A 26,289-nucleotide genomic window follows, 5' to 3' on the forward strand; every position below is an offset into this window, starting at 1 on the left:
CCAGTGAAAAAAGACAGCCACGCATAATGTTGCAGCATCTGATAGCACGAAGCCTGGAAAGATCCAGGCTTGTGCTTAAGGCATCAGATTAGTGGCAAATCCATCGCTGTCACGACTTTTCCGACACAATCCGGTGTCCTTTGATCAGGTTGCGCTTAACCGCGGAACTCGGCACGGCCGTTGTACTGGGCCTTGCCGTTCAACTGCTCTTCGATACGCAGCAGTTGGTTGTACTTGGAAACGCGGTCGGAGCGGCACAGCGAACCGGTCTTGATCTGGCCAGCCGAGGTGCCCACAGCCAGGTCGGCAATGGTCGAATCTTCGGTTTCGCCGGAGCGGTGCGAGATCACTGCGGTGTAGCCGGCAGCCTTGGCCATCTGGATGGCTTCCAGGGTTTCGGTCAGGGTGCCGATCTGGTTGAACTTGATCAGGATCGAGTTGGCGATCTTTTTATCGATGCCTTCTTTGAGGATCTTGGTATTGGTCACGAACAGGTCGTCGCCTACCAGTTGGGTCTTCTCGCCGATCTTGTCGGTGAGGATTTTCCAGCCGGCCCAGTCGGACTCGTCCAGACCGTCTTCGATGGAGATGATCGGGTAACGCTCGGTCAGACCTTTGAGGTAGTCGGCGAAACCTTCAGCAGTGAACACCTGGCCTTCGCCGGACAGGTTGTACTTGCCGTCTTCGTAGAACTCGCTCGCGGCGCAGTCCAGCGCCAGGGTCACGTCGGTGCCCAGCTTGTAACCGGCGTTGGCCACGGCTTCGGAGATCACTTTCAGCGCGTCTTCGTTGGAAGCCAGGTTCGGTGCGAAACCGCCTTCGTCACCAACGGCGGTGCTCAGGCCACGGGCCTTCAGCACAGCTTTCAAGTGATGGAAAATCTCGGTGCCCATGCGCAGACCTTCCGAGAACGACTTGGCGCCGACCGGCTGCACCATGAATTCCTGGATGTCGACGTTGTTATCGGCGTGCTCGCCACCGTTGATGATGTTCATCATCGGGACCGGCATCGAGTACACACCCGGGGTGCCGTTGAGGTTGGCGATGTGTGCGTACAGCGGCAGATCCTGATCCTGCGCAGCCGCCTTGGCCGCAGCCAGGGACACGGCGAGGATGGCGTTGGCGCCCAGGGTCGCCTTGTTTTCGGTACCGTCGAGCTTGATCATCGCTTGGTCGAGGGCTTTCTGGTCGCTCGGGTCGGTGCCCAGCAGCAGATCGCGGATCGGACCGTTGATGTTGGCTACCGCCTTGAGCACGCCCTTGCCCAGGTAACGGCTCTTGTCGCCATCACGCAGCTCGAGCGCTTCACGCGAGCCAGTGGATGCACCGGACGGCGCGCAGGCGCTGCCGATGATGCCGTTGTCGAGAAGCACGTCCGCTTCCACGGTGGGATTGCCACGGGAGTCGAGAACTTCACGACCTTTGATGTCGACGATTTTTGCCATTGTTGTAAACACTCCAAAGTTGACGAAAACGACGCAGCTAGAGGAAATCTTTATCGTCGGCAAGCGAAGTACAGCGGGCAGACTTGCAGACGACAACGCTCACGCCCGAGGGCATGAGCGACAAATCGTGCGGTACTTTACCGGAGAATCGAGCGTTACGCGGTTTCTACCGTCGGAAAACTCTTCACCAGTTCGTCCAGAGCCTTGAGCTGGGCCAGGAATGGCTCCAGTTTGTCCAGACGCAAGGCGCAAGGGCCGTCGCATTTGGCGTTGTCCGGATCCGGATGCGCTTCGAGAAACAGACCCGCCAGCGACTGGCTCATGCCGGCCTTGGCCAGATCGGTGACCTGCGCGCGGCGACCGCCGGCGGAGTCGGAACGACCGCCAGGCATTTGCAACGAGTGGGTCACGTCGAAGAACACCGGGTATTCGAACTGCTTCATGATGCCGAAGCCGAGCATGTCGACCACGAGGTTGTTGTAGCCGAAGCTCGAACCACGCTCGCAGAGGATCAACTGATCGTTACCGGCTTCCACGCACTTGTTCAGGATGTGTTTCATTTCCTGAGGCGCGAGGAACTGGGCTTTCTTGATGTTGATCACGGCATTGGTCTTGGCCATCGCGACAACCAGATCGGTCTGGCGCGACAGGAAGGCCGGCAGCTGAATGATGTCGCAGACTTCAGCGACGACCGCGGCCTGATGCGGCTCGTGGACATCGGTGATGATCGGCACGCCGAAGGCTTGCTTGATGTCCTGGAAGATGCGCATGCCCTCTTCCAGGCCAGGACCGCGATACGAGGTCACAGAAGAACGGTTGGCCTTGTCGAAGCTGGCCTTGAACACGTAAGGGATACCGAGTTTTTCGGTGACCTTCACGTACTCTTCGCAAACCTGCATGGCCATGTCACGGCTTTCCAGCACGTTCATGCCGCCGAACAGCACCATGGGTTTGTCGTTGGCAATCTCGATGTCGCCGACGCGGATGATCTTCTGTGCCATCGGGTTACGCCTTCTTCTGGTGTTGAGCCAACGCGGCTTTGACGAAACCGCTGAACAGCGGATGGCCGTCGCGTGGGGTCGAGGTGAACTCAGGGTGGAACTGGCAGGCGACGAACCATGGATGATCCGGCGCTTCAACCACTTCGACCAGCGCAGCATCGGCGGAGCGACCGGAAATCTTCAGGCCGGCTTCGATGATCTGCGGCAGCAGGTTGTTGTTCACTTCGTAACGATGACGGTGACGCTCGACGATCACATCCTTGCCGTAGCAATCGTGCACTTTGGAGCCCGGCTCGAGCAGGCATTCCTGAGCGCCGAGGCGCATGGTGCCGCCCAGATCGGACGCTTCGGTACGCACTTCGACAGCACCGGTGGCGTCTTCCCACTCGGTGATCAGACCGACAACCGGATGGCCGCTGGCACGATCGAACTCGGTGGAGTTGGCGTCTTTCCAGCCCAGTACGTTACGGGCGAATTCGATGACCGCCACTTGCATGCCCAGGCAGATGCCGAGGTACGGAACCTTGTTTTCGCGAGCGTACTGAACAGCGGTGATCTTGCCTTCAACGCCACGCAGACCGAAGCCGCCTGGCACCAGAATCGCATCAACACCTTCGAGCAGCGCAGTGCCCTGGTTCTCGATGTCTTCGGAATCGATGTAGCGCAGGTTGACCTTGGTGCGGTTGCTGATGCCGGCATGGCTCATGGCTTCGATCAGCGACTTGTACGCGTCGAGCAGCTCCATGTACTTGCCGACCATGGCGATGGTCACTTCGTGTTCCGGGTTCAGCTTGGCATCGACCACTGCGTCCCACTCGGACAGATCGGCGCTGCCGCATTGCAGACCGAAACGCTCGACGACGAAATCGTCCAGGCCCTGCGAGTGCAGGATGCCCGGGATCTTGTAGATGGTATCGGCGTCTTCCAGCGCGATTACCGCACGCTCTTCAACGTTGGTGAATTGCGCGATCTTGCGACGCGAGGACACATCGATCGGGTGATCGGAGCGGCACACCAGCACGTCTGGCTGCAGACCGATCGAGCGCAGTTCCTTGACGGAGTGCTGGGTCGGTTTGGTCTTGGTTTCGCCAGCGGTGGCGATGTACGGCACCAGCGTCAGGTGCATCAGCATCGCGCGCTTGGCGCCGACTTCGAAACGCAACTGGCGGATGGCTTCGAGGAATGGTTGCGACTCGATGTCACCGACGGTGCCACCGATCTCGACCATCGCCACGTCAGCGTCACCGGCACCTTTGATGATGCGACGCTTGATTTCGTCGGTGATGTGCGGGATCACCTGGATGGTTGCACCCAGGTAGTCGCCACGGCGCTCTTTGCGCAGCACGTGCTCGTAGACACGGCCGGTGGTGAAGTTGTTGTTCTGGGTCATGGTCGTGCGGATGAACCGCTCGTAGTGCCCCAGATCCAGATCGGTCTCGGCGCCGTCGTGGGTGACGAACACTTCACCGTGCTGGAACGGACTCATGGTGCCTGGATCGACGTTGATGTACGGATCCAGCTTCAGCATGGTGACCTTAAGCCCCCGCGCCTCCAGGATAGCCGCCAATGAAGCCGAGGCAATGCCTTTCCCCAATGAAGAAACAACACCGCCCGTGACGAATATGTAGCGCGTCATGAAAAACCCTAGAAGTCTGCGTTAAAGCGGAACGAGCCGCCGGGGAAAGCGAAGGAAGGCCGAAGCCCCCGATCACCTGCATTAATCACAGTGCACCTTTCGAAAAAACCGCCGCGTTGTGACAGACCGGCAGATGAAACACCGGTACGTTGCTCGCTACACATTTTTTGGAATCGCCCAGCAAAGACTGCTTGGTAATCGGCAACTCCTGCAATTCAGGCGAATCCACAGAAGTTGTATCAAGAAGGGAGCGTAGTCTACCGGAATGCTCCTTTCAGCTCAAACCTTGATCTTCGTCTGTTGGCTGCCAGTGCAATGTCCAGCCTTCGTCCATCTGACCAGCAAGACCCGGCAGGTTCGCCACGGCGAGCAATTCTTCGCCACGAAACAGCAGCGGCAATCTGCCACGCACGAAGGCCGGGACCGCGCGCTCGTTGAGCAGACGCTTGAGATCACGGCTGCCGCGCTCAGCCAATTGCATGACCTCACCGCCCTGCCGATAGGCAATACGCAAAGGCCCGGATGGAGCATGCCCGTGGAGCATGACGCGTCCGTTATCCGGCAAGCGTAGCGCTGAAGTCGGGGTCTGCCAGTCGGCGCCGATCACTGGCGCGCCCAACCAATTGCCGCTCAGCCACCAGACGCGACCGCCGCTGCGGTGCAGCTCTCCGTCGGCCAGACGCCAGATCGGTGAAGCGTCGGCGCCGGCATTGCACAGCGTTGTCCAACCCGACCAATGGTCAGCATCCGGCAGCCGGGTCAACGGTTCGAGCCAGTGGCTGAGGGCATTTCGCTGGCGCGCGTCAGACAACGCCGTCAATGGTGTCAGCTCCAGCGATGGCACACCCAGCCAAGCGAATTCATGGGGCGTTTCGGCTTGTGCGAGATCAATCTGCGCCAGCTCATCGAGCAAGTCCTGCGCCTCACGCAGATGCGCAGCCGTGCGCGCAATGCTCGCCTGCGCTTGCGGCCAGCGCTCGGTGAGAACCGGCATGACTTGATGGCGCAGATAGTTGCGCGAAAACTGCCGGTCCTGGTTCGACGGGTCGTCGATCCAGCGCAACTGATGCGCCTGTGCATAACCTTCCAGCTCAGCACGGCTGACATCCAGCAACGGTCGAACCAGCATGCCCTGCCCCACTGGACGCTGCTGCGGCATCGCCCCGAGCCCGCGTACACCGGCACCGCGCAACAGCCGAAACAGCAGCGTTTCCGCTTGGTCATCGCGGTGCTGGCCAGTCAGCAACACGTCATTGCTCTGCGTCAGCGAACTGAACGCGGCGTAACGCGCATCCCGCGCCGCCCGCTCCAGGCTCGCCCCGCCCTTTACGGTCACCCGCTTCACTTGCAACGGCACGCCCAGCGCATTGCAAACGGCCTGGCAATGTTGCGGCCATGCATCGGCCGCAGCCTGAAGGCCGTGGTGGATATGAATGGCGCTGAGCGCAGGGAGGGATTCGGTGTTCGCCAGAGTGGCGAGCAGATGCAGGAGGACGGTGGAATCGAGGCCACCGGAGAAGGCGATGCGCCAGTGAGCGGCGTGGCGCCAAGGCTCAAGGTTCAGCAGAAGACGGGATGGCAAATCAATCGGGGACTGGCCCATATCTGCACCTTTGCCTGGTCCTCTGTGGGAGCGAGCCTGCTCGCGAAAGCGATTTGACATTCAACAATTTCGTCGACTGTCATACCGGTTTCGCGAGCAGGCTCGCTCCCACAGTGATAGCACGCGTCTGATTAGAGACCGTAGCTCATCAGGCGATCGTAACGGCGCTTGAGCAGCGCTTCGTTATCGAACTGCTTGAGCATCGCCAGTTGCGAGCTCAGTTCGGCGCGGATCGAAGCGGCGGCAGCTGCCGGGTCACGGTGGGCGCCGCCCAGTGGCTCGCTGATCACTTTGTCGACGATACCCAGGCCTTTCAGACGCTCAGCAGTGATGCCCATTGCTTCAGCGGCATCCGGTGCTTTCTCGGCGGTCTTCCACAGGATCGATGCGCAACCTTCCGGCGAGATCACCGCGTAGGTCGAATATTGCAGCATGTTCAATTGATCGCAGACGCCGATGGCCAGTGCGCCGCCGGAACCACCTTCACCAATTACAGTGGCGATGATCGGAGTCTTCAGACGCGCCATCACACGCAGGTTCCAGGCAATCGCTTCGCTCTGGTTGCGCTCTTCAGCGTCGATGCCAGGATAAGCACCCGGGGTATCGATGAAGGTCAGGATAGGCATCTTGAAGCGCTCGGCCATCTCCATCAGACGGCAGGCCTTGCGGTAGCCTTCCGGACGCGGCATACCGAAGTTGCGGCGAACTTTCTCACGCACTTCACGGCCCTTCTGGTGGCCGATGATCATCACCGGCTGGTCTTCCAGACGGGCGATACCGCCAACGATGGCAGCGTCGTCGGAGAAGTGACGGTCGCCGTGCAGTTCGTCGAACTCGGTGAAGATGTGCTCGATGTAATCCAGGGTGTAAGGGCGTTTCGGGTGACGCGCCAGGCGTGCGATCTGCCAGCTGGTCAGCTTGCCGAAGATGTCTTCGGTCAGCGTCTTGCTCTTGTCCTGCAGGCGGGAGATCTCATCGCCGATATTCAGCGAATTGTCATTACCGACCAAGCGCAACTCTTCGATCTTGGCTTGCAGGTCGGCGATCGGCTGTTCGAAATCTAGAAAATTCGGGTTCATAGGCGTCCGTCTTGGGTCGTGTCCCAAGTGAGCTTGGGCCGGCCGGTTGTCTATTCGCGCCCTACCTTAAGGGAGAGGCGCGCTGAGGTCGAGATTAAAAATTCAGGTTGCGGGCAAGCGCCATGATGGCACTTGCCGGTCAACGGTATTGGAGGAAGACGTTGTCTCGCCCGAACTGGTCACGCAGGGCTTGAATCAAGGCATCCGCCGGGTCGATCCGCCAGGTCTCGCCGAACTGCAGCAAGGTCTTCGCATCCGGGCTGGTGTACTCCATGGTCACCGGGCACGCGCCGCGATGACGCTTGAGCAGTTCGCCCAACCAGCGTAGCTGATCGCCTTTCAGATCCTGGGTGTGCAGCTTCAGGCGCAGGCTCTCGGCCAGATTGGTGCGCGCATCTTCCATGCTCATCACCCGCTTGACCCGCAGGCGCAGACCGCCAGAGAAGTCGTCATTGCTGACTTCGCCTTCGACCACCACCATCGCGTCGGTCTGCAGCAGCGACTGCGCCGAATGGAACGCATCGGCAAACAGCGACGCTTCGATCCGTCCGGAGCGGTCGTCGAGGGTGATGAAGCCCATCTTGTCGCCCTTCTTGTTCTTCATCACCCGCAGGGCAATGATCATCCCCGCCACCGTCTGCGTATCGCGCGCCGGTTTCAGGTCGATGATGCGCTGACGGGCGAAGCGGCGGATTTCGCCTTCGTATTCGTCGATCGGGTGACCGGTCAGGTACAGGCCCAGGGTGTCTTTTTCACCCTTGAGGCGTTCCTTGAGGGTCAGTTCCTTGGCTTTGCGATGAGACGCGTAAACGTCGGCGTCTTCTTCGACGAACAAGCCGCCAAACAGGTCGGCGTGGCCACTGTCGTGGGTTCGCGCGGTCTGCTCGGCCGCCTTGATCGCCTCTTCCATCGCCGCCAGCAATACCGCGCGGTTACGGTCGATGTTGGCCTGATAGGCCTTTTGTTCGTCGTGGAAATACGGGCCGAGGCGATCCAGCGCACCGCTGCGGATCAGTCCATCGAGGGTGCGCTTGTTGATGCGCTTGAGGTCGACCCGCGCGCAGAAATCGAACAGATCCTTGAACGGACCGGCCTGTCGCGCTTCGGTGATCGCTTCCACCGGACCTTCACCGACACCCTTGATCGCGCCGAGGCCATAAACGATACGGCCGTCGTCGTTCACCGTGAACTTGAACTCCGAAGTGTTCACGTCCGGCGCGTCGAGACGCAGCTTCATCGTCCGCACTTCCTCGATCAAGGTCACGACCTTGTCGGTGTTGTGCATATCCGCCGAAAGTACCGCGGCCATGAACGGCGCCGGGTAGTGAGCTTTCAGCCAAGCGGTCTGGTATGACACCAGGCCGTAAGCGGCGGAGTGGGACTTGTTGAAGCCGTAACCGGCGAATTTTTCCACCAGGTCGAAAATGTTACCGGCAAGATCCGCGTCGATCCCGTTGGTCGCGCAGCCCTCGATGAAGCCGCCGCGCTGCTTGGCCATTTCTTCGGGCTTTTTCTTACCCATCGCCCGACGCAGCATGTCCGCACCGCCGAGGGTGTAACCGGCCATGACCTGGGCAATCTGCATCACCTGTTCCTGATACAGGATGATGCCGTAAGTCGGCGCCAGTACCGGCTTGAGCCCGTCGTACTGGTAGTCCGAGTGCGGATAGGCCAGTTCGGCGCGACCGTGCTTACGGTTGATGAAGTCGTCCACCATGCCCGATTGCAGCGGACCGGGACGGAACAGTGCAACGAGTGCGATCAAGTCTTCCAGGCAGTCGGGCTTGAGCTTTTTGATCAGCTCTTTCATGCCCCGGGACTCAAGCTGGAACACCGCCGTGGTTTCGGCTTTTTGCAGCAACTGGTAGGTCGGCTTATCGTCGAGCGGGATAAAGGCGATATCCAGCGGCGGCTCGTTGACCTTGGCGCGGTCACGGTTGATGGTCTTGAGCGCCCAGTCGATGATCGTCAGGGTACGCAGGCCGAGGAAGTCGAACTTCACCAGACCGGCGGCCTCAACGTCGTCCTTGTCGAACTGGGTCACCAGACCGTCACCGGCCTCGTCGCAATAGATCGGCGAGAAGTCGGTGAGTTTGGTCGGCGCGATCACCACACCACCGGCGTGCTTACCGACGTTACGCACCACGCCCTCAAGCTTGCGCGCCATCTCCCAGATTTCCGCCGCTTCTTCATCGACCTTGATGAAGTCGCGCAGGATCTCTTCCTGCTCGTAGGCTTTTTCCAGGGTCATGCCGACTTCGAACGGAATCATCTTCGACAGACGATCCGCCAGGCCATAGGACTTGCCCTGCACCCGCGCCACGTCACGGACCACAGCCTTGGCGGCCATGGAACCGAAGGTGATGATCTGGCTCACCGCGTTGCGGCCGTACTTCTCGGCCACGTAATCGATCACCCGGTCACGACCGTCCATGCAGAAGTCGACGTCGAAGTCGGGCATGGAAACCCGTTCCGGGTTGAGGAAACGTTCGAACAGCAGGTCATATTCCAGCGGGTCGAGGTCGGTGATCTTCTGTACGTAAGCCACCAGCGAACCGGCACCCGACCCACGGCCCGGACCTACCGGCACGCCGTTGTTCTTGGCCCACTGGATAAAGTCCATCACGATCAGGAAGTAACCGGGGAAGCCCATCTGGATGATGATATCCAGCTCGAAATTCAAGCGGTCGACGTAGACCTGACGCTTGGCTTCGTAGTCTTCGGTAGTGTCTTTGGGCAGCAGCACAGCCAAGCGTTCTTCGAGACCTTCGAAGGAGACCTTGCGGAAATATTCGTCGATGGTCATGCCATCGGGGATCGGGAAGTTGGGCAGGAAGTGTGTGCCCAGCTTCACTTCGATGTTGCAGCGCTTGGCGATCTCGACGGTGTTTTCGATGGCGTCGGGAATATCGCTGAACAGCTCGAGCATTTCCTCGGCGCTTTTCAGGTACTGCTGATCGCTGTAATTCTTCGAACGACGCGGGTCATCGAGGGCGCGGCCCTCACCGATGCACACGCGGGTTTCGTGGGCGGCGAAGTCTTCCTGCTTGATGAAACGCACATCGTTGGTCGCCACCAGCGGTGCGCCAAGCTTGTCGGCCAGTGCCACGGCGCCGTGCAGCTGTTCTTCATCGTTGGGGCGGTTGGTGCGCTGGATTTCCAGATAGAAGCGATCCGGGAACACCGCCATCCACTCGCGCGCCAGCGCTTCGGCTTCCGCCGGATTGCCGCCGATCATGGCCATGCCGATCTCGCCTTCTTTGGCGGCGGACAGCATGATCAAACCTTCGTTGGCCTCGGCCACCCACTCGCGCTCGACGATGACCATGCCGTTGCGCTGGCCTTCGATGAAGCCACGCGAGATCAATTCGGTGAGATTGCGATAACCCTGAGCGTTCATCACCAGCAGGCTGAGGCGGCTCAGCGGTGCATCCGGGTCCTTGTTCGCCAGCCACAGGTCGGCGCCGCAGATCGGCTTGATGCCGGCGCCCATGGCGTTTTTATAGAACTTGACCAGGGAACACATGTTGTTCTGGTCGGTGACCGCGACCGCCGGCATGTTCATGGCGGTCAGCGCCTTGACCAGCGGCTTGATCCGCACCAGCCCGTCGACCAGGGAGTATTCAGTGTGCAGGCGTAGATGAACGAATGAAGCCGGCATAGTGATCCTGTCCAGTTACATAGAGACAACGAGGCCCGGATTGTACCGGGCCTCGAATAAAACATCAGCCTTGCGCCTAAACCTGCGTCAGGCTTTCCCGCGCCTCGTAAGCCAGGCGTACCGGGGCGAACGAGCGGCGGTGAATCGGCGTCGGGCCGAGCCGCGCCAGTGCTTCCAGATGAACGGGCGTCGGGTAGCCTTTATGGCCGCCGATGCCGTAGCCCGGATAGATCAATTCGAACGCAGCCATTTCGCGGTCACGACTGACCTTGGCCAGAATCGACGCCGCCGCGATCGCCGGCACCTTGCCGTCGCCCTGAATCACCGCCTCGGCACGCATCGGCAGATGCGGGCAGCGGTTACCGTCGATCATCGCCAGTTTCGGCTGAATGTGCAGACCGGCGACCGCGCGCTGCATGGCCAGCATGGTCGCGTGGAGGATATTCAGATCGTCGATTTCCTCGACTTCGGCGCGAGCGATGCACCAGCTCAGCGCCTTTTCGCAGATCTCGTCGTAGAGCTTTTCGCGCTTGGCTTCGGTGAGTTTTTTCGAGTCATCGAGGCCGAGGATCGGCCGGTTCGGATCGAGAATTACCGCAGCTGTCACCACCGCACCGCACAACGGACCACGACCGACTTCATCAACACCAGCGACCAGTTCTTCGACTTCGGCTACCAGAGTGAAATCCAGGCCCATTTGCATGCTTGTCTTGCTCATTGTGTTTTGCCGATCAGGTCAAGGACGGCTTGCGCCGCCTGATTGGAAGCATCGCGCCGCAGCGTGCGGTGGATCTCGTCGAAGCCGCGGGTCTGTTCATCACCGCCATCGATCAATGGCGACAGCGTCTGCGCCAACGCCTCGACAGTCGCATCATCCTGCAACAACTCCGGCACCAGCAAGCGCTGAGCGAGCAAGTTGGGCAGCGACACGTATGGGCTTTTGACCATGCGCTTGAGAATCCAGAATGTCAGCGGCGCCAACCGATACGCCACCACCATCGGCCGCTTGTACAGCAGCGCTTCAAGGGTAGCAGTGCCGGAGGCGATCAACACTGCGTTGCACGCGGCGAGCGCCAGATGAGATTTACCGTCGAGCAAGGTTACCGGCAAATCCCGGCCAGCAAGCAAGGCCTCGAGTTGCACCCGGCGGTCCGGGTTTGCACAAGGCATGACAAAGCGCACGCCCGGACGCATGGCGCGCAGACGTTCGGCGGTGTCGAGGAACAGCGCACCGAGGCGACTGACTTCCCCGCCACGGCTGCCCGGCATCAGCGCTACCAGCGGGCCGTCGGCCAAGCCCAGTTCGGCGCGTGCAGCGGCGCGGTCGGCTTGCAGCGGAATGGTATCGGCCAAGGTGTGACCGACGAAACGCACCGGCACGCCTTTCTCTTCGTAGAATTTCGCCTCGAACGGCAACAGGGTCAGCATCAGATCGCAGCCTTCGCGGATCTTCAGCACCCGCTTCTGCCGCCACGCCCATACCGACGGGCTGACGTAATGCACGGTCTTGATCCCGGCCTGACGCAGCTTGAGTTCGATATTGAGGTTGAAATCCGGCGCATCGATGCCGATGAACACGTCCGGCTTCGCGGCGATCAGTGTGGCAATCAGCTCTTTGCGGCGCTTGAGCAATTCACGCAGCCGACCGAGGACCTCTACCAGCCCCATGACCGACAAGCGCTCCATGGGAAAGTACGAGGTCAGGCCTTCGGCCTGCATCAGCGGACCGCCGACGCCGATGAACTCGACTGCCGGGTGCTGAGCCTTGAGCGCACGCATGAGGCCGGCGCCGAGAATGTCACCGGAAGCCTCACCCGCCACCAGCGCAATACGCAGATTGGCCATGATCAGCGGGTGATGCCGCGAGTCGATGCCTGGATCGAATCGCGGAACACGCCGACTTCAGGGAACTGCGCAGACGACTCGGCCAGTTCGGCCAACGCCTGCTCGACCGTCAGGCCCTGCCGATAGACCGTCTTGTAAGCACGACGCAAGGCGTGGATCGCGTCTTCGCTGAAACCGCGACGGCGCATGCCTTCGAAGTTCATGCTGCGCGCTTCGGCGGGGTTGCCGAATACGGTGACGAACGCCGGAACGTCCTTGCCGATCGCTGTGCCCATGCCGGAAAAGCTGTGGGCGCCGATGTGGCAGTACTGATGCACCAGGGTGAAACCGGAGAGGATCGCCCAGTCGTCAACGTGCACATGCCCGGCCAACGCAGTGTTGTTGACCAGAATGCAGTGATTGCCGATGACGCTGTCATGGCCGATGTGGGCATAGGCCATGATCAGGTTGTGATCACCCAAGGTGGTTTCCGAACGGTCCTGCACGGTGCCACGGTGAATGGTCACGCCTTCACGAATAACGTTGTGGTCGCCGATCACCAGGCGGGTTTCCTCGCCTTTGTACTTCAGATCCGGGGTGTCTTCGCCTACCGAAGAAAACTGGTAGATGCGATTGTGTTTACCAATGCGGGTCGGCCCCTTGAGGATCACATGCGGCCCGATCACGGTACCCTCGCCGATTTCCACACCTGCGCCGATGATCGACCACGGGCCGACCTCGACGCCGTCAGCCAGAACGGCGGACGGATCGATGATTGCGCGAGGGTCAATCAAACTCATACTTTCTGTTCCGCGCAGATGATTTCTGCCGAGCAGACCGGCTTGCCGTCCACCGAAGCCTGGCATTCGAACTTCCAGATCTTGCGCTTGCAGCTGATGAAAGTCGCTTCAAGGATCAACTGATCGCCCGGCTTGACTGGCTGGCGGAAGCGCAGCTTGTCGGAACCGACGAAGTAATACAGGGTGCCGTCGGCCGGTTTGACGTCGAGCATCTTGAAACCGAGGATCCCGGCAGCCTGAGCCATCGCTTCGATGATCAGCACGCCCGGCATGATTGGATGCGCAGGGAAGTGACCATTGAAGAACGGTTCATTGATGCTGACATTCTTGTAGGCGCGAATTCGCTTGCCTTCAGTGTCCAGTTCCACCACCCGGTCCACCAGCAGGAACGGGTAACGGTGAGGCAGGTATTCGCGAATCTCGTTGATGTCCATCATTTCAGGGGAAAGCCTATGTAAAGATTGGGAGCGCGACTGACGCGCACTCCTCTAGCAAATCAAGGAGGCAGTCCAGAGGCTGTGCACACTTGATATGGAAATGGTATCAGCCATCAGATGAAGCATTACCGTCAGGGGTCACTTCCCCAACGCGCTTTTCCAGCTGTTTTAACCGTCGCGCGATGTCATCGAGCTGACGGATGCGGGCCGCGCTTTTGCGCCATTCGGCCGCCGGTTGCATGGCTGTGCCGGAAGAATAGGCGCCCGGCTCGGTAATCGAGTGAGTCACCATGGTCATCCCGGTCAGGAAAACGTTGTCGCAAATATCAATGTGGCCGACCAGACCTACACCGCCAGCGAGCATGCAGTGCTTGCCGATCTTGGTGCTGCCGGAAATGCCGACGCACGCAGCCATGGCGGTGTGATCACCGACCTGGACGTTGTGCGCGATCTGAATCTGGTTGTCGAGCTTCACGCCATTGCCAATCACCGTATCGGCCAGAGCGCCGCGGTCGATGGCGGTGTTCACGCCAATCTCGACATCGTCGCCGATGGTCACGCCACCGATCTGGGCGATTTTCTGCCAGACACCTTTTTCGTTGGCGAAGCCGAAGCCCTCACCGCCGATCACTGCGCCGGACTGAATAACCACACGCTTGCCGATGCGCACATCGTGATAGAGCGTGACGCGCGGAGCCAGCCAGCCGCCTTCACCGATTTCGCTGCGGGCGCCGACTACGCAATGCGCGCCCAGCGTGACCTGAGCAGCGATGCGTGCACCGGCTTCGATCACCACGAACGGACCGATGCTGGCACTTGGATCAACCACTGCGTCCGCCGCGATCACCGCTGTCGGATGAATCCCGCCAGCCGCTTTTGGCTTTGGATCGAACAGATGCGAGATGCGTGCATAGGCCAGGTAAGGGTCCGGCACCACCAAGGCATTACCGGCAAAACCCTCAGCGTCGGCCTCCTTGAGCAGCAGTGCAGCTGCCTGAGAACCGGCCAGGTATTTGCGGTATTGGGGATTTGCCAGAAAGCTCAACTGAGCTGGGCCAGCCTCTTGCAAAGTGGCTAGCCCAGTAATTTGCGTCTCGGGGTCGCCACGCAGGGTGGCGCCGAGGTGCTCGGCCAACTGGCCGAGCCTGATAGTCACGGTCATGGGTTACTTCAGCTGATTCATGCGCTCGATAACCTGGCGCGTGATGTCGTACTGAGGTTTGACATCGATGACTGCGCCACGCTCGAACACGAGGTCAAAACCACCTTTCTTGATGACTTCTTCCACGGCACTGTCCAGTTTCGGCTTCAGCTGCTTGAGCATTTCGCGGTCGGCAACAGCTTTGGCTTCGTTCAGCTCCTTGGACTGGAACTGGAAGTCACGAGCCTTTTGCTTGAATTCCAGCTCCAGACGCTCACGCTCGCCCTGCTGCATTTTGTCGCCACCGGCCATCAGACGGTCCTGAATGCCTTTGGCGCTGCTTTCCAGGGTTTTCAGCTTGGTCAGTTGCGGACCGAACTTCTTCTCTGCATCCACCGCGTACTTCTTCGCCGCGTCGGATTCCAGCAGAGCCATCTGATAGTTCAGCACGGCAATTTTCATGTCGGCGAACGCCGGGCCTGCCACCAGTACGGAGGCCAGGAGAACCAATTGAGTCAACTTACGCACGATGCACTCCTACAAAATCCATTGTCGTTATCTTGGGTCAGACGCTTAGAACGTCTGGCCGAGGGAGAATTGGAACACTTGAGTTTCAGCGTCATCCGGTTTCTTGATCGGCATCGCCAGGGCGAAGCTCAACGGCCCCAGTGCGGTGACCCAGGTCACGCCGACACCGACGGAACTGGCCATGTTGCTCAGACTGATGTCGTTGCACTTGGTGTTGGACGACGAACCATTGGCGTTCGTAGTGTCCTTGCACTGCGAGTCAAACACGTTACCGACATCCCAGAAGACCGAAGTCCGCAGGGAACGCTGATCCTTGACGAATGGCAGCGGGAACAGGACTTCCACGCCACCCTGGATCAGGACGTTACCACCGAACGGCAGCGGATCCTGGTCCGGGTCTGCAATAGTGCCCGGGTTGTTACCACGGCTCGGCGTACTACGCGGGCCGAGGGTGCTGTCCTTGAAGCCACGAACCGAGTTGAAACCACCGGCATAGTAGTTTTCATAGAACGGCAGACCATCGGTCGAACCGTAACCATCGCCATAACCGAGTTCGGAGTGCAGGCGCAGTGTGTAGTTTTCGGTGATCGGCTGGAACAGCTGACCACGGTAGTCAAGTTTGAAGAACGACAGGTCGCTGCCAGGAATGGTGGTTTCCAGGGTCAGGCTCTGGGAACGACCACGGGTCGGCAACACGCCTTTGTTCAGGGTCGACTCGGACCAACCGGCCGAGGCCTTGAAGTTCAGGTAGTTGTCGCCTTCCTTCTCGACGAAATCGAAAATCTCGTCAACGGTATAGCGACCGGTGTTGATCTTGTCCTGCTGGGCAGACAGACCGAACGTCAGACGCGAAGTCTCACTGATCGGGTAGCCAACGTTCACGCCCGCACCGAGGCTGTCTACCGCATAGCTGGAAATATCGGCATCGAGTTCATCGTAGTCGGTGGTGCGATAGAACGCGTTGTAACCCAGGCTCACGCCGTCGGCGGTCCAGTAGGGGTCAACGTAGCCGAAGTTGTAGCGGCTCTGGTATTCGCTGCGGGTCAGGCCGATGCTGACGCGGTTACCGGTACCCAAGAAGTTGTTCTGGGTGATCGAACCACCGAGGATCAGACCGGCGCTCTGGGCGAAACCAACGCTGGCGGTGATCGAACCGGAAGCCTGTTCTTCAACGGCGTAGTTCACATCAACCTGGTCGTCGACGCCAGGCACCGCCGGGGTTTCAACGTTGACTTCCTTGAAGAAGCCCAGGCGCTCAAGACGGGTCTTGGACTGGTCGATCAGGTAGGTCGAAGCCCAGCCACCTTCCATCTGACGCATTTCACGACGCAGCACTTCGTCCTCGGACTTGGTGTTGCCACGGAAATTGATGCGGTTTACGTAGGCACGCTTGCCCGGATCGACAGCGAAGAGGATGTCCACAGTGTGGTCATCATCATGCGGCTGAGGCACGCCGTTGACGTTGGCGAAGGTGTAGCCCTCGTTACCCAGACGACGGGTGATCAGCTCGGAGGTGGTGGTCATCAGCTTGCGCGAGAACACCTGGCCCTTCTGCACGAGCAACAGCGACTTGATCTGGTCTTCAGGGACTTTCAGGTCACCGCTGAGCTTGACGTCACGAACGGTGTACTTCTCGCCTTCGGTGACGTTGACAGTAATGTAGACGTGCTTCTTGTCCGGGGTAATCGATACCTGGGTCGAAGCGATGTCCATGTTGATATAGCCGCGGTCCAGATAGTAGGAACGCAGACGCTCCAGGTCACCGGAAAGTTTTTCACGGGCATATTTGTCATCGTTCTTGAAGAACGACAGCCAGTTGGTGGTTTTCAGTTCGAACAGGTCGGTCAGGTCTTCCTCAGGGAAAACCGTATTGCCTACCACGTTGATGTGCTGAATGGCGGCAACGGTACCTTCGTTGATCTTCACCTTCAGACCCACGCGGTTACGCGGCTGCGAAACCACTTCGGTGTCAACGGTTGCCGAGTAGCGACCCTGGGCGACGTACTGACGTTGCAGTTCGTTACGCACACCCTCGAGGGTGGCGCGCTGGAAGATTTCGCCTTCGGCCAGACCGGATTGCTTGAGGCCTTTCATCAGGTCTTCAGTGGAAATCGCCTTGTTGCCTTCGATTTCGATACTGGCGACCGATGGACGCTCGACCACGGTGATGACCAGAACGTTGCCTTCGCGGCCCAGCTGGATATCTTGAAAGAAACCGGTTTTGAACAACGCACGAGTGGATTCCACCAGGCGACGATCATCCGCCTGCTCGCCGACGTTCAACGGCAAGGCACCAAAGACGCTACCCGCGGAGACCCGCTGGAGGCCATTGACGCGAATATCAGAGATAGTGAAGGACTCGGCGTGAACTTCGGCGATCATCAATACGGTGAGAACCGCAGTTAGCAGCAGACGTTTCATGAAGTCCTTTCTTATTCCAACTGGCAATAAACAAACTGCCGCAAAATGCGGCAGATTCGCAATTCAGCGAAGCGTTACAGTCGACCCAGATCGTTGACCAGAGCAAGCAACATCACCCCGACCACCAAACTGATACCGATCTGTATCCCCCAACCTTGCACCCGATCCGACAAGGGGCGACCACGCACCCACTCGATCAGATAAAACAACAAATGCCCCCCATCCAGTACAGGAATGGGCAGCAAATTCAGAACGCCCAGGCTAATACTCAGATAAGCAAGGAAATTCAGGAAATCAGCGACGCCCGACTGGGCAGAAGCGCCCGCCACTTTAGCAATGGTTATCGGTCCACTCAAGTTTTTTACCGAGAGCTCGCCGAACAGCATTTTCTTCAGTGAATCCAGCGTCAGAATGCTCATGGTCCAAGTGCGACGGGCACCCTCGCCAATCGCGGCCAGCGGGCCATAGCTGACTTCGCGGATCATTTCCGGTGGCCAGTCGATGGCTTTGACGCCAGCGCCCAGATAACCGCTTGGCGATTTGCTTTCACCGCGCGCCGCCAAGGTCACAGGGACGTCGATTTGAGCATTGTCGCGCTCGATGCGCAGCATGATTTTGGTATCAGGACGCGTACGAACGGTATCAACCACCTGCTGCCAGTCACTCAGCGGCTGACCATCAAGAGCCAGCAAGCGATCGCCGGTTTTCAGCCCGGCGGCCTGGGCCGGACCTTTCGGGTCCAGCTCGGCAAGCACCGGCGGCAAGGCCGGACGCCAAGGACGAATGCCCAGCGAGCGGATCGGATCCGGCTCGTCGGCACCTTTTAGCCAGTTATCCAGTGCCAGCGTGCGGGGCGACTCAGCGGTCGAGCCCTGCTCGCGCACCAGCAATTGAATCGCACCGCTTTCACCGAGACGACGCACCAGTTGCAGATTGACCGCAGCCCAACCGGACGTTGGCTCGCCATCGATCGAGACGATCTCCTGACCCGCGTTCAGACCAGCCTTGGCGGCAATGCTGCCAGACTCGACCGCGCCGATGACCGGACGCACCTGCTCGCTGCCGAGCATCGCCAGCACCCAGAAAAACACCAGCGCCAGCAGGAAGTTGGCAATCGGGCCGGCGGCAACAATAGCAATGCGCTGACGTACCGATTTGCGATTGAACGACTGATGAAGCTGATCGACCGGCACTTCGCCTTCGCGCTCGTCGAGCATCTTGACGTAGCCGCCCAGCGGAATCGCGGCGACCACGAACTCAGTGCCTTGCTTGTCATGCCAGCGCAGCAGCGGCATGCCAAAGCCCACGGAGAAACGCAGAACCTTGACGCCACAGCGACGCGCGACCCAGAAGTGGCCGAATTCGTGGAAGGTGACCAGCACACCCAGGGCGATCAGGGTGCCGGCAATCATATAGAGCGCGCTCATCTACTTTCTCCGCAATCCTGTTCAGTGTCGCGTGTCGCCGTTGTGTTGCAAAAACTATCGGCCGTGCCGACTCAACCATTGCTCGGCCAGCAATCGCGCTTTCGCGTCCGCCGTAAATACGGCATCCAGATCGTTCAGCGCCACCACCGGCTCCAGATTCAAGACTTCCTCGATGATACTCGCGATTTCCAGGTAGCGAACCCGTCCGTCGAGAAACGCTGCAACCGCCACTTCATTGGCCGCGTTAAGCATCGCCGGCGCGCTGTCGCCAGCTTCGGCCGCCTGACGGGCCAAACGCAGGCAGGGGAAACGGCTTTCATCGGGCGCTTCGAAATCCAGTCGTGCAATGGCGAACAGATCCAGTGGCGCTACGCCGGAATCGATACGCTCCGGCCAGGCCAGGGCATTGGCGATCGGGGTGCGCATGTCGGGGTTGCCCAATTGCGCCAGCACCGAGCCATCGACGTAATCCACCAGAGAATGGATCACGCTCTGCGGATGGATCACTACTTCGACCTGAGCCGGCCTGGCATCGAACAACCAGCAGGCTTCGATCAGTTCCAGGCCCTTGTTCATCATGCTCGCTGAATCCACGGAGATCTTGCGCCCCATGGACCAGTTCGGATGTGCACACGCCTGCTCAGGCGAAACATTCGCCAGCTCGGACATCGGTGTCTGCCGGAAAGGCCCGCCAGAGGCTGTCAGCAAAATCCGCCGCACACCCACCGAGCTCAAGCCGCGGGCGAAATCCGCTGGCATGCATTGAAAAATCGCATTGTGTTCGCTGTCGATCGGCAGCAGTACCGAACCGCTTTTGCGCACGGCCTGCATGAACAGAGCGCCGGACATCACCAGCGCTTCTTTATTGGCCAGCAGAATCTTCTTGCCCGCCTCGACCGCCGCCAGTGTCGGACGCAGCCCGGCCGCACCGACGATGGCCGCCATTACTGCATCGACTTCGGGCGCGGAGGCAACCTGACACAGGCCCTCCTCGCCTACCAGGACGCGAGTCGGCAAACCGGCTGCACGCAAGTCATCCTGCAAACCGCGCGCTGCGGCCACTTCAGGCACCACGGCAAACTGCGGCACATGACGCACGCACAACGCGAACAACTCAGTGAGGCGCGTGAAACCACTCAATGCGAAAACCTGATAACGCTCAGGATGACGCGCAATCACATCAAGGGTGCTCAGACCGATCGAACCGGTCGCACCCAACACCGTAATCTGCTGGGGACGACTCACGGTGCGGCCATCCAGAGCAATACGGCGAACACCGGAATGGCCGCGGTCAGGCTGTCGATGCGATCCAGCACGCCACCATGCCCGGGCAGCAGATTACTGCTGTCCTTGATGCCGGATTGGCGCTTGAACATGCTTTCGGTAAGGTCACCGACCACGGAAATAAAGACGATCACTGCAGCGCCGATCAGGCCTTTGAGCAGCTCGGCCACGGTCCAGTCGCGCACCAGCCCGACAATCGCGGTAATCACCAGACTCAGCGCCAGACCACCGTACACGCCTTCCCAGCTCTTGCCCGGGCTGACCTGCGGCGCGAGCTTGCGCTTGCCGAACTTGCGCCCGGAAAAGTAAGCGCCGATGTCCGCGCCCCAGACCAACACCATCACCGCCATGATCAACCAGTTACCCAGCGGGTACTGCTTGATCTGCACCAGACCCTGCCACGCAGGTAGCAGGATCAGCAGACCAATCAGCAGTTTGGTCGCCGCTGTGGACCAGTGCGCGCTCGAGCGTGGATACGTCAGCACCAGATAAGTCGCAATCGCCCACCAGATTACCGATGCACCGAGCACCCAAGGCGCAAGCCCGGGCAGCACGTACATGACAAACAGCATCAAGGCGACCACGGCGGCAAAGCCGACGCGGAACGATTGTGCGGTGAAGCCGGCCAGACGCGCCCATTCCCACGCACCGAGACTGACTACCAGACCGATGAACAGCGCGAAGCCGGCACCTTTGAGCAGGAAAAACCCGCACAAGGCGATCGGCAGCAGGATCAGTGCAGTGATGATTCGTTGTTTAAGCATTAAACCCGGGCTCCAGCTTCGACCTGTTCGCTCGTTTTACCGAAACGACGCTGGCGCGAAGCGAAATCGGCCAGCGCAGTGCGCATGGCGTCGTGTTTGAAGTCCGGCCAGAACAGGTCGGAGAAGTACAGCTCGGCGTAGGCCAGCTGCCACAGCAGGAAGTTGCTGATGCGATGCTCGCCACCGGTGCGGATGCATAGGTCAGGCAACGGCAGATCGCCGGTGGCCAGACAAGTCTGCAGCAGATCCGGGGTAATGTCCTCCGGGCGCAAATGCCCGGCCTGGACTTCACGCGCCAGACGCTGCGCGGCCTGAGCGATATCCCACTGGCCGCCATAGTTGGCGGCGATCTGCAGGACAAAGCGGTTGGCACCGACCGTCATGGCCTCGGCCTCGCGCATCGCCGCCTGAAGCTCAGGGTGGAAGCGCGAGCGATCGCCAATGATGCGCAGGCTGATGTTGTTGTCGTTGAGACGCTTGGCCTCACGACGCAGAGCCTTGAAGAATAGATCCATCAAGGCACTGACTTCATCGGCCGGGCGCTGCCAGTTTTCACTGGAGAAGGCGAACAGGGTCAGGACTTCGACCTTGGCCTCAGCGCACACCTCGATCACCGCCCGCACAGCATCCACGCCCGCTTTATGCCCGGCGACACCCGGCATAAAGCGTTTTTTCGCCCAGCGATTATTGCCATCCATGATGATCGCGACATGGCGCGGCACCGCGGACGGCGCAGTCTGCTTGGTCTTGTCCATTTAAAGCTCGACCCTTATACGGCCATCAGGTCTTTTTCTTTCTCGTCCGTGGCCTTGGTGATCTGGGCCTCGGATTCTTTGGTCAGCTTATCGATATCAGCGATGGCACGACGTTCTTCGTCTTCGCTGATTTCCTTGTCCTTGACCAGTTTCTTCAGCTCGCCCAAGGCATCACGACGGATGTTGCGCACAGCAACGCGCGCGTCTTCCGCTGCGCTGCGCGCCTGCTTGGTGAAACCTTTGCGCGTTTCCTCGGTGAGGGCCGGCATCGGGATCAGCAGCAACTCGCCCAGGTTGGTCGGGTTGAGGTTCAGCCCAGCGCTCTGGATCGCCTTGTCGACGGCAGCGAGCATGTTGCGCTCGAAGGCCACGACCTGCAGGGTGCGCGAATCTTTCACGGTGACGTTGGCAACGCCGCTCAGCGGAGTGTCAGTGCCGTAGTAAGGCACCATGACGCTGCCGAGGATGCTCGGGTGAGCCTTGCCGGTACGAATCTGGCCGAACGCGTGGTTCAGAGATTCCAGGGATTTCTGCATACGCGCTTGGGCGTCTTTCTTGATTTCGTTGATCATTGTTGGCCTTCCTCGATCAAAGTCCCTTCAGCGCCGCCGTGCACGATGTTCAGCAGGGCGCCGGGCTTGTTCATGTTGAATACGCGCAGCGGCATCTTGTGATCGCGGCACAGGCAGATGGCAGTCAGATCCATTACGCCCAGCTTGCGATCCAGTACTTCATCATAAGTCAGATGATCGAACTTCTCGGCATGCGGGTCTTTGAACGGGTCTGCGGTGTACACGCCATCAACCTTGGTGGCCTTGAGCACAACGTCGGCGTCGATTTCGATTGCACGCAGGCAGGCTGCCGAATCCGTGGTGAAGAACGGATTGCCGGTACCGGCCGCGAAGATCACGACGTCTTTGGAGTTCAGGTGGCGCATGGCTTTGCGGCGATCGTAATGATCGGTCACACCGACCATGGAGATGGCGGACATGACGATGGCCGAGATATTGGCACGTTCCAGCGCATCGCGCATGGCCAAGGCGTTCATCACAGTGGCCAGCATGCCCATGTGGTCGCCCGTGACCCGATCCATCCCGGCCTTGCTCAGGGCTTCGCCACGGAACAGGTTGCCACCGCCGATGACCAGACCGACCTGGACGCCGATGCCGACCAGCTGGCCGACTTCCAGCGCCATGCGATCCAGTACCTTCGGATCGATCCCGAACTCTTCCGAGCCCATCAGGGCCTCGCCGCTAAGCTTGAGTAGAATGCGTTTATAGCGAGCCTGATAACCACTGCCCTGCTGAGCCATTGCGAATCTCTCCTGCGGCGTATTTAAAATTCTTTGCGAGCTGTTTACAGCTGGCGTTCACTCTAGCTTGGCGCTGCTGCAGCGCCATCGGAACATGGCTTTGTAAGTCAGTTCCGGGTGGAAACCAAATAAAAAATTGGTACCCCATCTGAAAAGAGGCTGCGCGCGTTAGCGGGCAGCCTCTTTCGGGCGACAGTTGAAAAACCGTCTTATTGCTTGGCGGCAGCCAGCTGGGCAGCAACTTCTTCAGCGAAGTTGTCGACCGGCTTCTCGATGCCTTCGCCTACTTTGAAGTAAGTGAAGGAAACGATTTCAGCGCCGGCTTTCTTGGCCAGCTCGCCAACCTTGACTTCAGGGTTCTTGACGAACGCCTGCTCGACCAGGCTCGCTTCTGCCAGGAACTTGCTGATACGGCCTTTGACCATGTTCTCAACAATGTTTTCTGGCTTGCCTTTGATCTTTTCTTCGTTCAGCTGCAGGAACACAGCTTTCTCACGCTCGATCGCTTCGTCGGAGACTTGCGAAGGCAGCAGGAACTCAGGGTTGCTTGCAGCAACGTGCATAGCGATGTCTTTGGCCAGCTCGACGTCACCGCCTTTCAGGACAACAGCAACACCGATCTTGTTACCGTGCAGGTAGGTGCCGACAACGTCACCTTCTACGCGTACCAGACGACGGATGTTGACGTTCTCGCCGACTTTGGCAACCAGCGCTTCACGAGCCGTTTCCTGAGCGGCGATCAGCGGAGCTGCGTCGGTCAGTTTTTCGTCGAAAGCTTTTTCTACGCTGGCAGCAACGAAGTTCTTGAAATCGTCTTGCAGGGCCAGGAAGTCGGTCTGCGAGTTGACTTCCAGCAGCACGGCTGCCTTGTCATTCGATTTGATGGCGATTGCGCCTTCAGCGGCAACGTTGCCAGCTTTTTTCGCAGCCTTGATGGCCCCCGAAGCACGCATGTCATCAATGGCTTTTTCGATGTCGCCGTCAGCCTTTTCCAGGGCTTTCTTGCAATCCATCATGCCTTCGCCGGTACGCTCGCGCAGTTCTTTGACCAACGCTGCAGTAATTGCTGCCATTTTCAAATTCCTCTTGGATAGGTTTTCAACCATTCCACCCGATCGAACGGGCGTTCAATTCTTCCCGAACCACCCATGTTGGCTGCCGCACATGACAAATACAGACGTGGGCGCCGACAAATGGTTTTCGAGGTGGCAAAAAGGGGGCCAAGCCCCCTTTTTGCTTACTGAGTCAACGCCAGGGGCGTCGATTACTCAGCTGCAGCCTGAGTTTCTTCAGCTGCGAATTCAACAGTACCGCCAGCAACGTTGTTGCGACCGCGGATAACTGCGTCAGCCATCGAACCCATGTACAGCTGGATAGCGCGGATGGCGTCATCGTTGCCTGGGATGATGTAGTCAACGCCTTCCGGGCTGCTGTTGGTATCGACAACACCGATGACCGGGATGCCCAGCTTGTTGGCTTCGGTGATCGCGATGCGCTCGTGGTCAACGTCGATCACGAACAGTGCGTCTGGCAGACCGCCCATGTCCTTGATGCCGCCCAGCGAACGATCCAGCTTCTCAAGATCACGGGAGCGCATCAGCGCTTCTTTCTTGGTCAGCTTGGCGAAAGTACCGTCTTCGGCTTGAACTTCAAGGTCACGCAGACGCTTGATGGAAGCACGAATGGTCTTGAAGTTGGTCAGCATGCCGCCCAACCAGCGGTGATCGACGTACGGCGAACCGCAACGTGCTGCTTCTTCAGCAACGATCTTGCCAGCGGAACGCTTGGTGCCGACGAACAGAATCTTGTTTTTGCCCTGGGCCAGACGCTCTACGAAAGTCAGAGCTTCGTTGAACATTGGCAGGGTTTTTTCAAGGTTGATGATGTGAATCTTGTTACGCGCGCCGAAAATGTACTTGCCCATTTTCGGATTCCAGTAACGGGTTTGGTGACCGAAGTGCACACCGGCCTTCAGCATATCGCGCATGTTGACTTGGGACATGATAGTTCCTTGATAAGTCGGGTTTGGCCTCCACGTATCCCAATGACCAACCAGAGGCATAAAGCCCAAGGCACCCAGGTCATCGTGTCGACACGTGTGTGGATTTAAGCTTTTCGGGGCATCCCCGGAAAGCGGCGCATTTTATACCACAGGGTGCGCAGAAACGGAACCCGGAATCTGTATTCGCACCAGTGACATGGGCGCAGCCCCCTTGGAATCGGCTCGATGGGCACCATTGTATAGACACAAGCCAGACATGCAGGCGCGGATTTGCGCCTCCCGTCTGGTAGAATCGCGTTTTTCAGGGTCGCAAAATGTACGCTTGCCACCCAATTCGTATCCGTAAGCGCCGCCGAGCGCAGAGAGAGCCTGTATGACCGTCAACCTCAAAACCCCCGAGGACATCGCTGGCATGCGTGTCGCCGGCAAACTGGCCGCCGATGTGCTGGAAATGATTGCCGAACATGTCAAACCGGGCGTGACCACTGATCAGCTCAACCAGATTTGCCACGACTACATCGTCAATGTGCAGCAGGCCATCCCCGCCCCGCTCAACTACAAGGGCTACCCGAAGTCGATCTGCACTTCGATCAACCATGTGGTCTGCCACGGCATCCCGAACGACAAACCGCTGAAAAACGGCGACACCCTGAACATCGACGTCACGGTGATCAAAGACGGCTACCACGGCGATACCAGCCGCATGTTCCACGTCGGCGAAGTGCCGGTCTGGGCCGAGCGCCTGTCGCAGGTCACTCAGGAATGCATGTACAAGGCCATCGAGATCGTCAAACCCGGCTGCCGCCTCGGCGACATCGGTGAAGTGATCCAGAAGCACGCGGAAAAGAACGGTTTCTCGGTGGTGCGCGAGTTCTGCGGCCACGGCATCGGCAAGGTCTTCCACGAAGAGCCGCAGATCCTGCACTACGGTCGCGCCGGCACTGGCATGGAACTGAAGGCAGGCATGACCTTCACCATCGAGCCGATGATCAACCAGGGCAAGGCCGACACCAAGGTTCTCGGCGACGGCTGGACCGCGATTACCAAGGACCGCAAGCTCTCGGCACAGTGGGAACACACCCTGCTGGTCACCGACACCGGCTACGAGATCTTCACCTTGCGCAGCGATGACACCATCGCGCGCATCTCGGCCTGACACCCAGAACGCT

Annotated in this window: 22 protein-coding genes; 1 reads left to right on the forward strand and 21 read right to left on the reverse strand. The window is 59.3% G+C overall.

Annotation, left to right across the window (positions count from 1 at the left end; genetic code table 11):
* Positions 1-155 precede the first annotated feature (155 nt).
* The 21 genes from eno to rpsB all read right to left on the reverse strand — a co-directional run bounded on the left by eno (position 156) and on the right by rpsB (position 25,120).
* Positions 156-1,445, reverse strand: a complete 1,290-nt coding sequence (eno, locus tag AB4N48_RS18935; RefSeq protein ID WP_056783223.1) for a phosphopyruvate hydratase — start codon at positions 1,443-1,445, stop codon at positions 156-158.
* Between the two features lie 155 nt (positions 1,446-1,600).
* Positions 1,601-2,446: a 3-deoxy-8-phosphooctulonate synthase gene (gene kdsA, locus AB4N48_RS18940; RefSeq protein WP_041478122.1), complete on the reverse strand. Its 846-nt coding sequence runs from the start codon at positions 2,444-2,446 to the stop codon at positions 1,601-1,603.
* A gap of 4 nt (positions 2,447-2,450) precedes the next feature.
* Positions 2,451-4,082, reverse strand: coding sequence for a CTP synthase (locus AB4N48_RS18945; RefSeq protein WP_076566135.1), 1,632 nt, complete (start codon positions 4,080-4,082; stop codon positions 2,451-2,453).
* Positions 4,083-4,356: 274 nt separating this feature from the next.
* A complete protein-coding gene (gene tilS, locus AB4N48_RS18950) occupies positions 4,357-5,685 on the reverse strand; it encodes a tRNA lysidine(34) synthetase TilS (protein WP_460094171.1) in 1,329 nt (442 codons plus the stop codon).
* Between the two features lie 131 nt (positions 5,686-5,816).
* Positions 5,817-6,764, reverse strand: a complete 948-nt coding sequence (locus tag AB4N48_RS18955; RefSeq protein WP_016771465.1) for an acetyl-CoA carboxylase carboxyltransferase subunit alpha — start codon at positions 6,762-6,764, stop codon at positions 5,817-5,819.
* A gap of 139 nt (positions 6,765-6,903) precedes the next feature.
* Complete coding sequence (gene dnaE / locus AB4N48_RS18960) at positions 6,904-10,425, reverse strand: DNA polymerase III subunit alpha (RefSeq protein WP_056783220.1); 3,522 nt, start codon at positions 10,423-10,425, stop codon at positions 6,904-6,906.
* Between the two features lie 76 nt (positions 10,426-10,501).
* A complete protein-coding gene (gene rnhB, locus AB4N48_RS18965; protein WP_016771466.1) occupies positions 10,502-11,128 on the reverse strand; it encodes a ribonuclease HII in 627 nt (208 codons plus the stop codon).
* 11 nt (positions 11,129-11,139) lie between these two features.
* Positions 11,140-12,270, reverse strand: coding sequence for a lipid-A-disaccharide synthase (gene lpxB, locus AB4N48_RS18970; protein ID WP_460094172.1), 1,131 nt, complete (start codon positions 12,268-12,270; stop codon positions 11,140-11,142).
* Positions 12,271-12,272: 2 nt separating this feature from the next.
* Positions 12,273-13,049, reverse strand: a complete 777-nt coding sequence (lpxA, locus tag AB4N48_RS18975) for an acyl-ACP--UDP-N-acetylglucosamine O-acyltransferase (protein ID WP_460094173.1) — start codon at positions 13,047-13,049, stop codon at positions 12,273-12,275.
* Positions 13,046-13,486, reverse strand: a complete 441-nt coding sequence (fabZ, locus tag AB4N48_RS18980) for a 3-hydroxyacyl-ACP dehydratase FabZ (protein WP_016771469.1) — start codon at positions 13,484-13,486, stop codon at positions 13,046-13,048. The genes lpxA and fabZ overlap by 4 nt, the downstream gene beginning before the upstream one ends.
* Positions 13,487-13,592: 106 nt before the next feature.
* Entirely contained in the window at positions 13,593-14,648 is a 1,056-nt protein-coding gene (lpxD, locus tag AB4N48_RS18985) for a UDP-3-O-(3-hydroxymyristoyl)glucosamine N-acyltransferase (RefSeq protein ID WP_056783213.1), read from the reverse strand.
* 3 nt (positions 14,649-14,651) lie between these two features.
* On the reverse strand, positions 14,652-15,155 hold the full coding sequence (locus AB4N48_RS18990; RefSeq protein WP_003222140.1) for an OmpH/Skp family outer membrane protein: 504 nt from the start codon (positions 15,153-15,155) through the stop codon (positions 14,652-14,654).
* Between the two features lie 45 nt (positions 15,156-15,200).
* Positions 15,201-17,576, reverse strand: coding sequence for an outer membrane protein assembly factor BamA (bamA, locus tag AB4N48_RS18995; protein ID WP_041478127.1), 2,376 nt, complete (start codon positions 17,574-17,576; stop codon positions 15,201-15,203).
* 74 nt (positions 17,577-17,650) lie between these two features.
* Positions 17,651-19,003, reverse strand: a complete 1,353-nt coding sequence (rseP, locus tag AB4N48_RS19000; protein WP_460094174.1) for a sigma E protease regulator RseP — start codon at positions 19,001-19,003, stop codon at positions 17,651-17,653.
* Between the two features lie 54 nt (positions 19,004-19,057).
* On the reverse strand, positions 19,058-20,248 hold the full coding sequence (gene ispC / locus AB4N48_RS19005; RefSeq protein WP_217852627.1) for a 1-deoxy-D-xylulose-5-phosphate reductoisomerase: 1,191 nt from the start codon (positions 20,246-20,248) through the stop codon (positions 19,058-19,060).
* On the reverse strand, positions 20,245-21,051 hold the full coding sequence (locus tag AB4N48_RS19010; protein ID WP_016771474.1) for a phosphatidate cytidylyltransferase: 807 nt from the start codon (positions 21,049-21,051) through the stop codon (positions 20,245-20,247). The genes ispC and AB4N48_RS19010 overlap by 4 nt, the downstream gene beginning before the upstream one ends.
* Entirely contained in the window at positions 21,051-21,806 is a 756-nt protein-coding gene (gene uppS / locus AB4N48_RS19015; RefSeq protein WP_016771475.1) for a polyprenyl diphosphate synthase, read from the reverse strand. The genes AB4N48_RS19010 and uppS overlap by 1 nt, the downstream gene beginning before the upstream one ends.
* Before the next feature lie 14 nt (positions 21,807-21,820).
* Positions 21,821-22,378 carry a ribosome recycling factor gene (gene frr / locus AB4N48_RS19020; protein ID WP_007954771.1) on the reverse strand — a complete coding sequence of 186 codons (558 nt, stop codon included), beginning with the start codon at positions 22,376-22,378 and terminating at the stop codon, positions 21,821-21,823.
* Positions 22,375-23,118 (reverse strand): UMP kinase, encoded by a 744-nt coding sequence (gene pyrH / locus AB4N48_RS19025; RefSeq protein WP_003222124.1) that lies wholly within the window; start codon positions 23,116-23,118, stop codon positions 22,375-22,377. The genes frr and pyrH overlap by 4 nt, the downstream gene beginning before the upstream one ends.
* A gap of 209 nt (positions 23,119-23,327) precedes the next feature.
* On the reverse strand, positions 23,328-24,191 hold the full coding sequence (gene tsf / locus AB4N48_RS19030; RefSeq protein WP_095180487.1) for a translation elongation factor Ts: 864 nt from the start codon (positions 24,189-24,191) through the stop codon (positions 23,328-23,330).
* Between the two features lie 191 nt (positions 24,192-24,382).
* Entirely contained in the window at positions 24,383-25,120 is a 738-nt protein-coding gene (gene rpsB, locus AB4N48_RS19035) for a 30S ribosomal protein S2 (RefSeq protein ID WP_003222119.1), read from the reverse strand.
* A gap of 373 nt (positions 25,121-25,493) precedes the next feature.
* Here rpsB and map point away from each other — a divergent pair, with 373 nt between their 5' ends.
* A complete protein-coding gene (gene map / locus AB4N48_RS19040; RefSeq protein WP_056783207.1) occupies positions 25,494-26,276 on the forward strand; it encodes a type I methionyl aminopeptidase in 783 nt (260 codons plus the stop codon).
* The last annotated feature ends 13 nt before the right edge of the window (positions 26,277-26,289 follow it).

It is taken from the genome of Pseudomonas sp. S2_C11 (assembly GCF_054668395.1).

Coding starts and splice junctions, on each gene's coding strand:
- tilS (WP_460094171.1), bottom strand. CDS start 5,685: ATGGGCCAGTCCCCGATTGATTTGCCATCCCGTCTTCTGCTGAACCTT.
- lpxA (WP_460094173.1), bottom strand. CDS start 13,049: ATGAGTTTGATTGACCCTCGCGCAATCATCGATCCGTCCGCCGTTCTG.
- kdsA (WP_041478122.1), bottom strand. CDS start 2,446: ATGGCACAGAAGATCATCCGCGTCGGCGACATCGAGATTGCCAACGAC.
- lpxD (WP_056783213.1), bottom strand. CDS start 14,648: ATGACCGTGACTATCAGGCTCGGCCAGTTGGCCGAGCACCTCGGCGCC.
- rseP (WP_460094174.1), bottom strand. CDS start 19,003: ATGAGCGCGCTCTATATGATTGCCGGCACCCTGATCGCCCTGGGTGTG.
- AB4N48_RS19010 (WP_016771474.1), bottom strand. CDS start 21,051: ATGCTTAAACAACGAATCATCACTGCACTGATCCTGCTGCCGATCGCC.
- pyrH (WP_003222124.1), bottom strand. CDS start 23,118: ATGGCTCAGCAGGGCAGTGGTTATCAGGCTCGCTATAAACGCATTCTA.
- eno (WP_056783223.1), bottom strand. CDS start 1,445: ATGGCAAAAATCGTCGACATCAAAGGTCGTGAAGTTCTCGACTCCCGT.
- bamA (WP_041478127.1), bottom strand. CDS start 17,576: ATGAAACGTCTGCTGCTAACTGCGGTTCTCACCGTATTGATGATCGCC.
- dnaE (WP_056783220.1), bottom strand. CDS start 10,425: ATGCCGGCTTCATTCGTTCATCTACGCCTGCACACTGAATACTCCCTG.
- lpxB (WP_460094172.1), bottom strand. CDS start 12,270: ATGGCCAATCTGCGTATTGCGCTGGTGGCGGGTGAGGCTTCCGGTGAC.
- tsf (WP_095180487.1), bottom strand. CDS start 24,191: ATGGCAGCAATTACTGCAGCGTTGGTCAAAGAACTGCGCGAGCGTACC.
- uppS (WP_016771475.1), bottom strand. CDS start 21,806: ATGGACAAGACCAAGCAGACTGCGCCGTCCGCGGTGCCGCGCCATGTC.
- rpsB (WP_003222119.1), bottom strand. CDS start 25,120: ATGTCCCAAGTCAACATGCGCGATATGCTGAAGGCCGGTGTGCACTTC.
- AB4N48_RS18955 (WP_016771465.1), bottom strand. CDS start 6,764: ATGAACCCGAATTTTCTAGATTTCGAACAGCCGATCGCCGACCTGCAA.
- rnhB (WP_016771466.1), bottom strand. CDS start 11,128: ATGCAAATGGGCCTGGATTTCACTCTGGTAGCCGAAGTCGAAGAACTG.
- AB4N48_RS18945 (WP_076566135.1), bottom strand. CDS start 4,082: ATGACGCGCTACATATTCGTCACGGGCGGTGTTGTTTCTTCATTGGGG.
- frr (WP_007954771.1), bottom strand. CDS start 22,378: ATGATCAACGAAATCAAGAAAGACGCCCAAGCGCGTATGCAGAAATCC.
- map (WP_056783207.1), top strand. CDS start 25,494: ATGACCGTCAACCTCAAAACCCCCGAGGACATCGCTGGCATGCGTGTC.
- fabZ (WP_016771469.1), bottom strand. CDS start 13,486: ATGATGGACATCAACGAGATTCGCGAATACCTGCCTCACCGTTACCCG.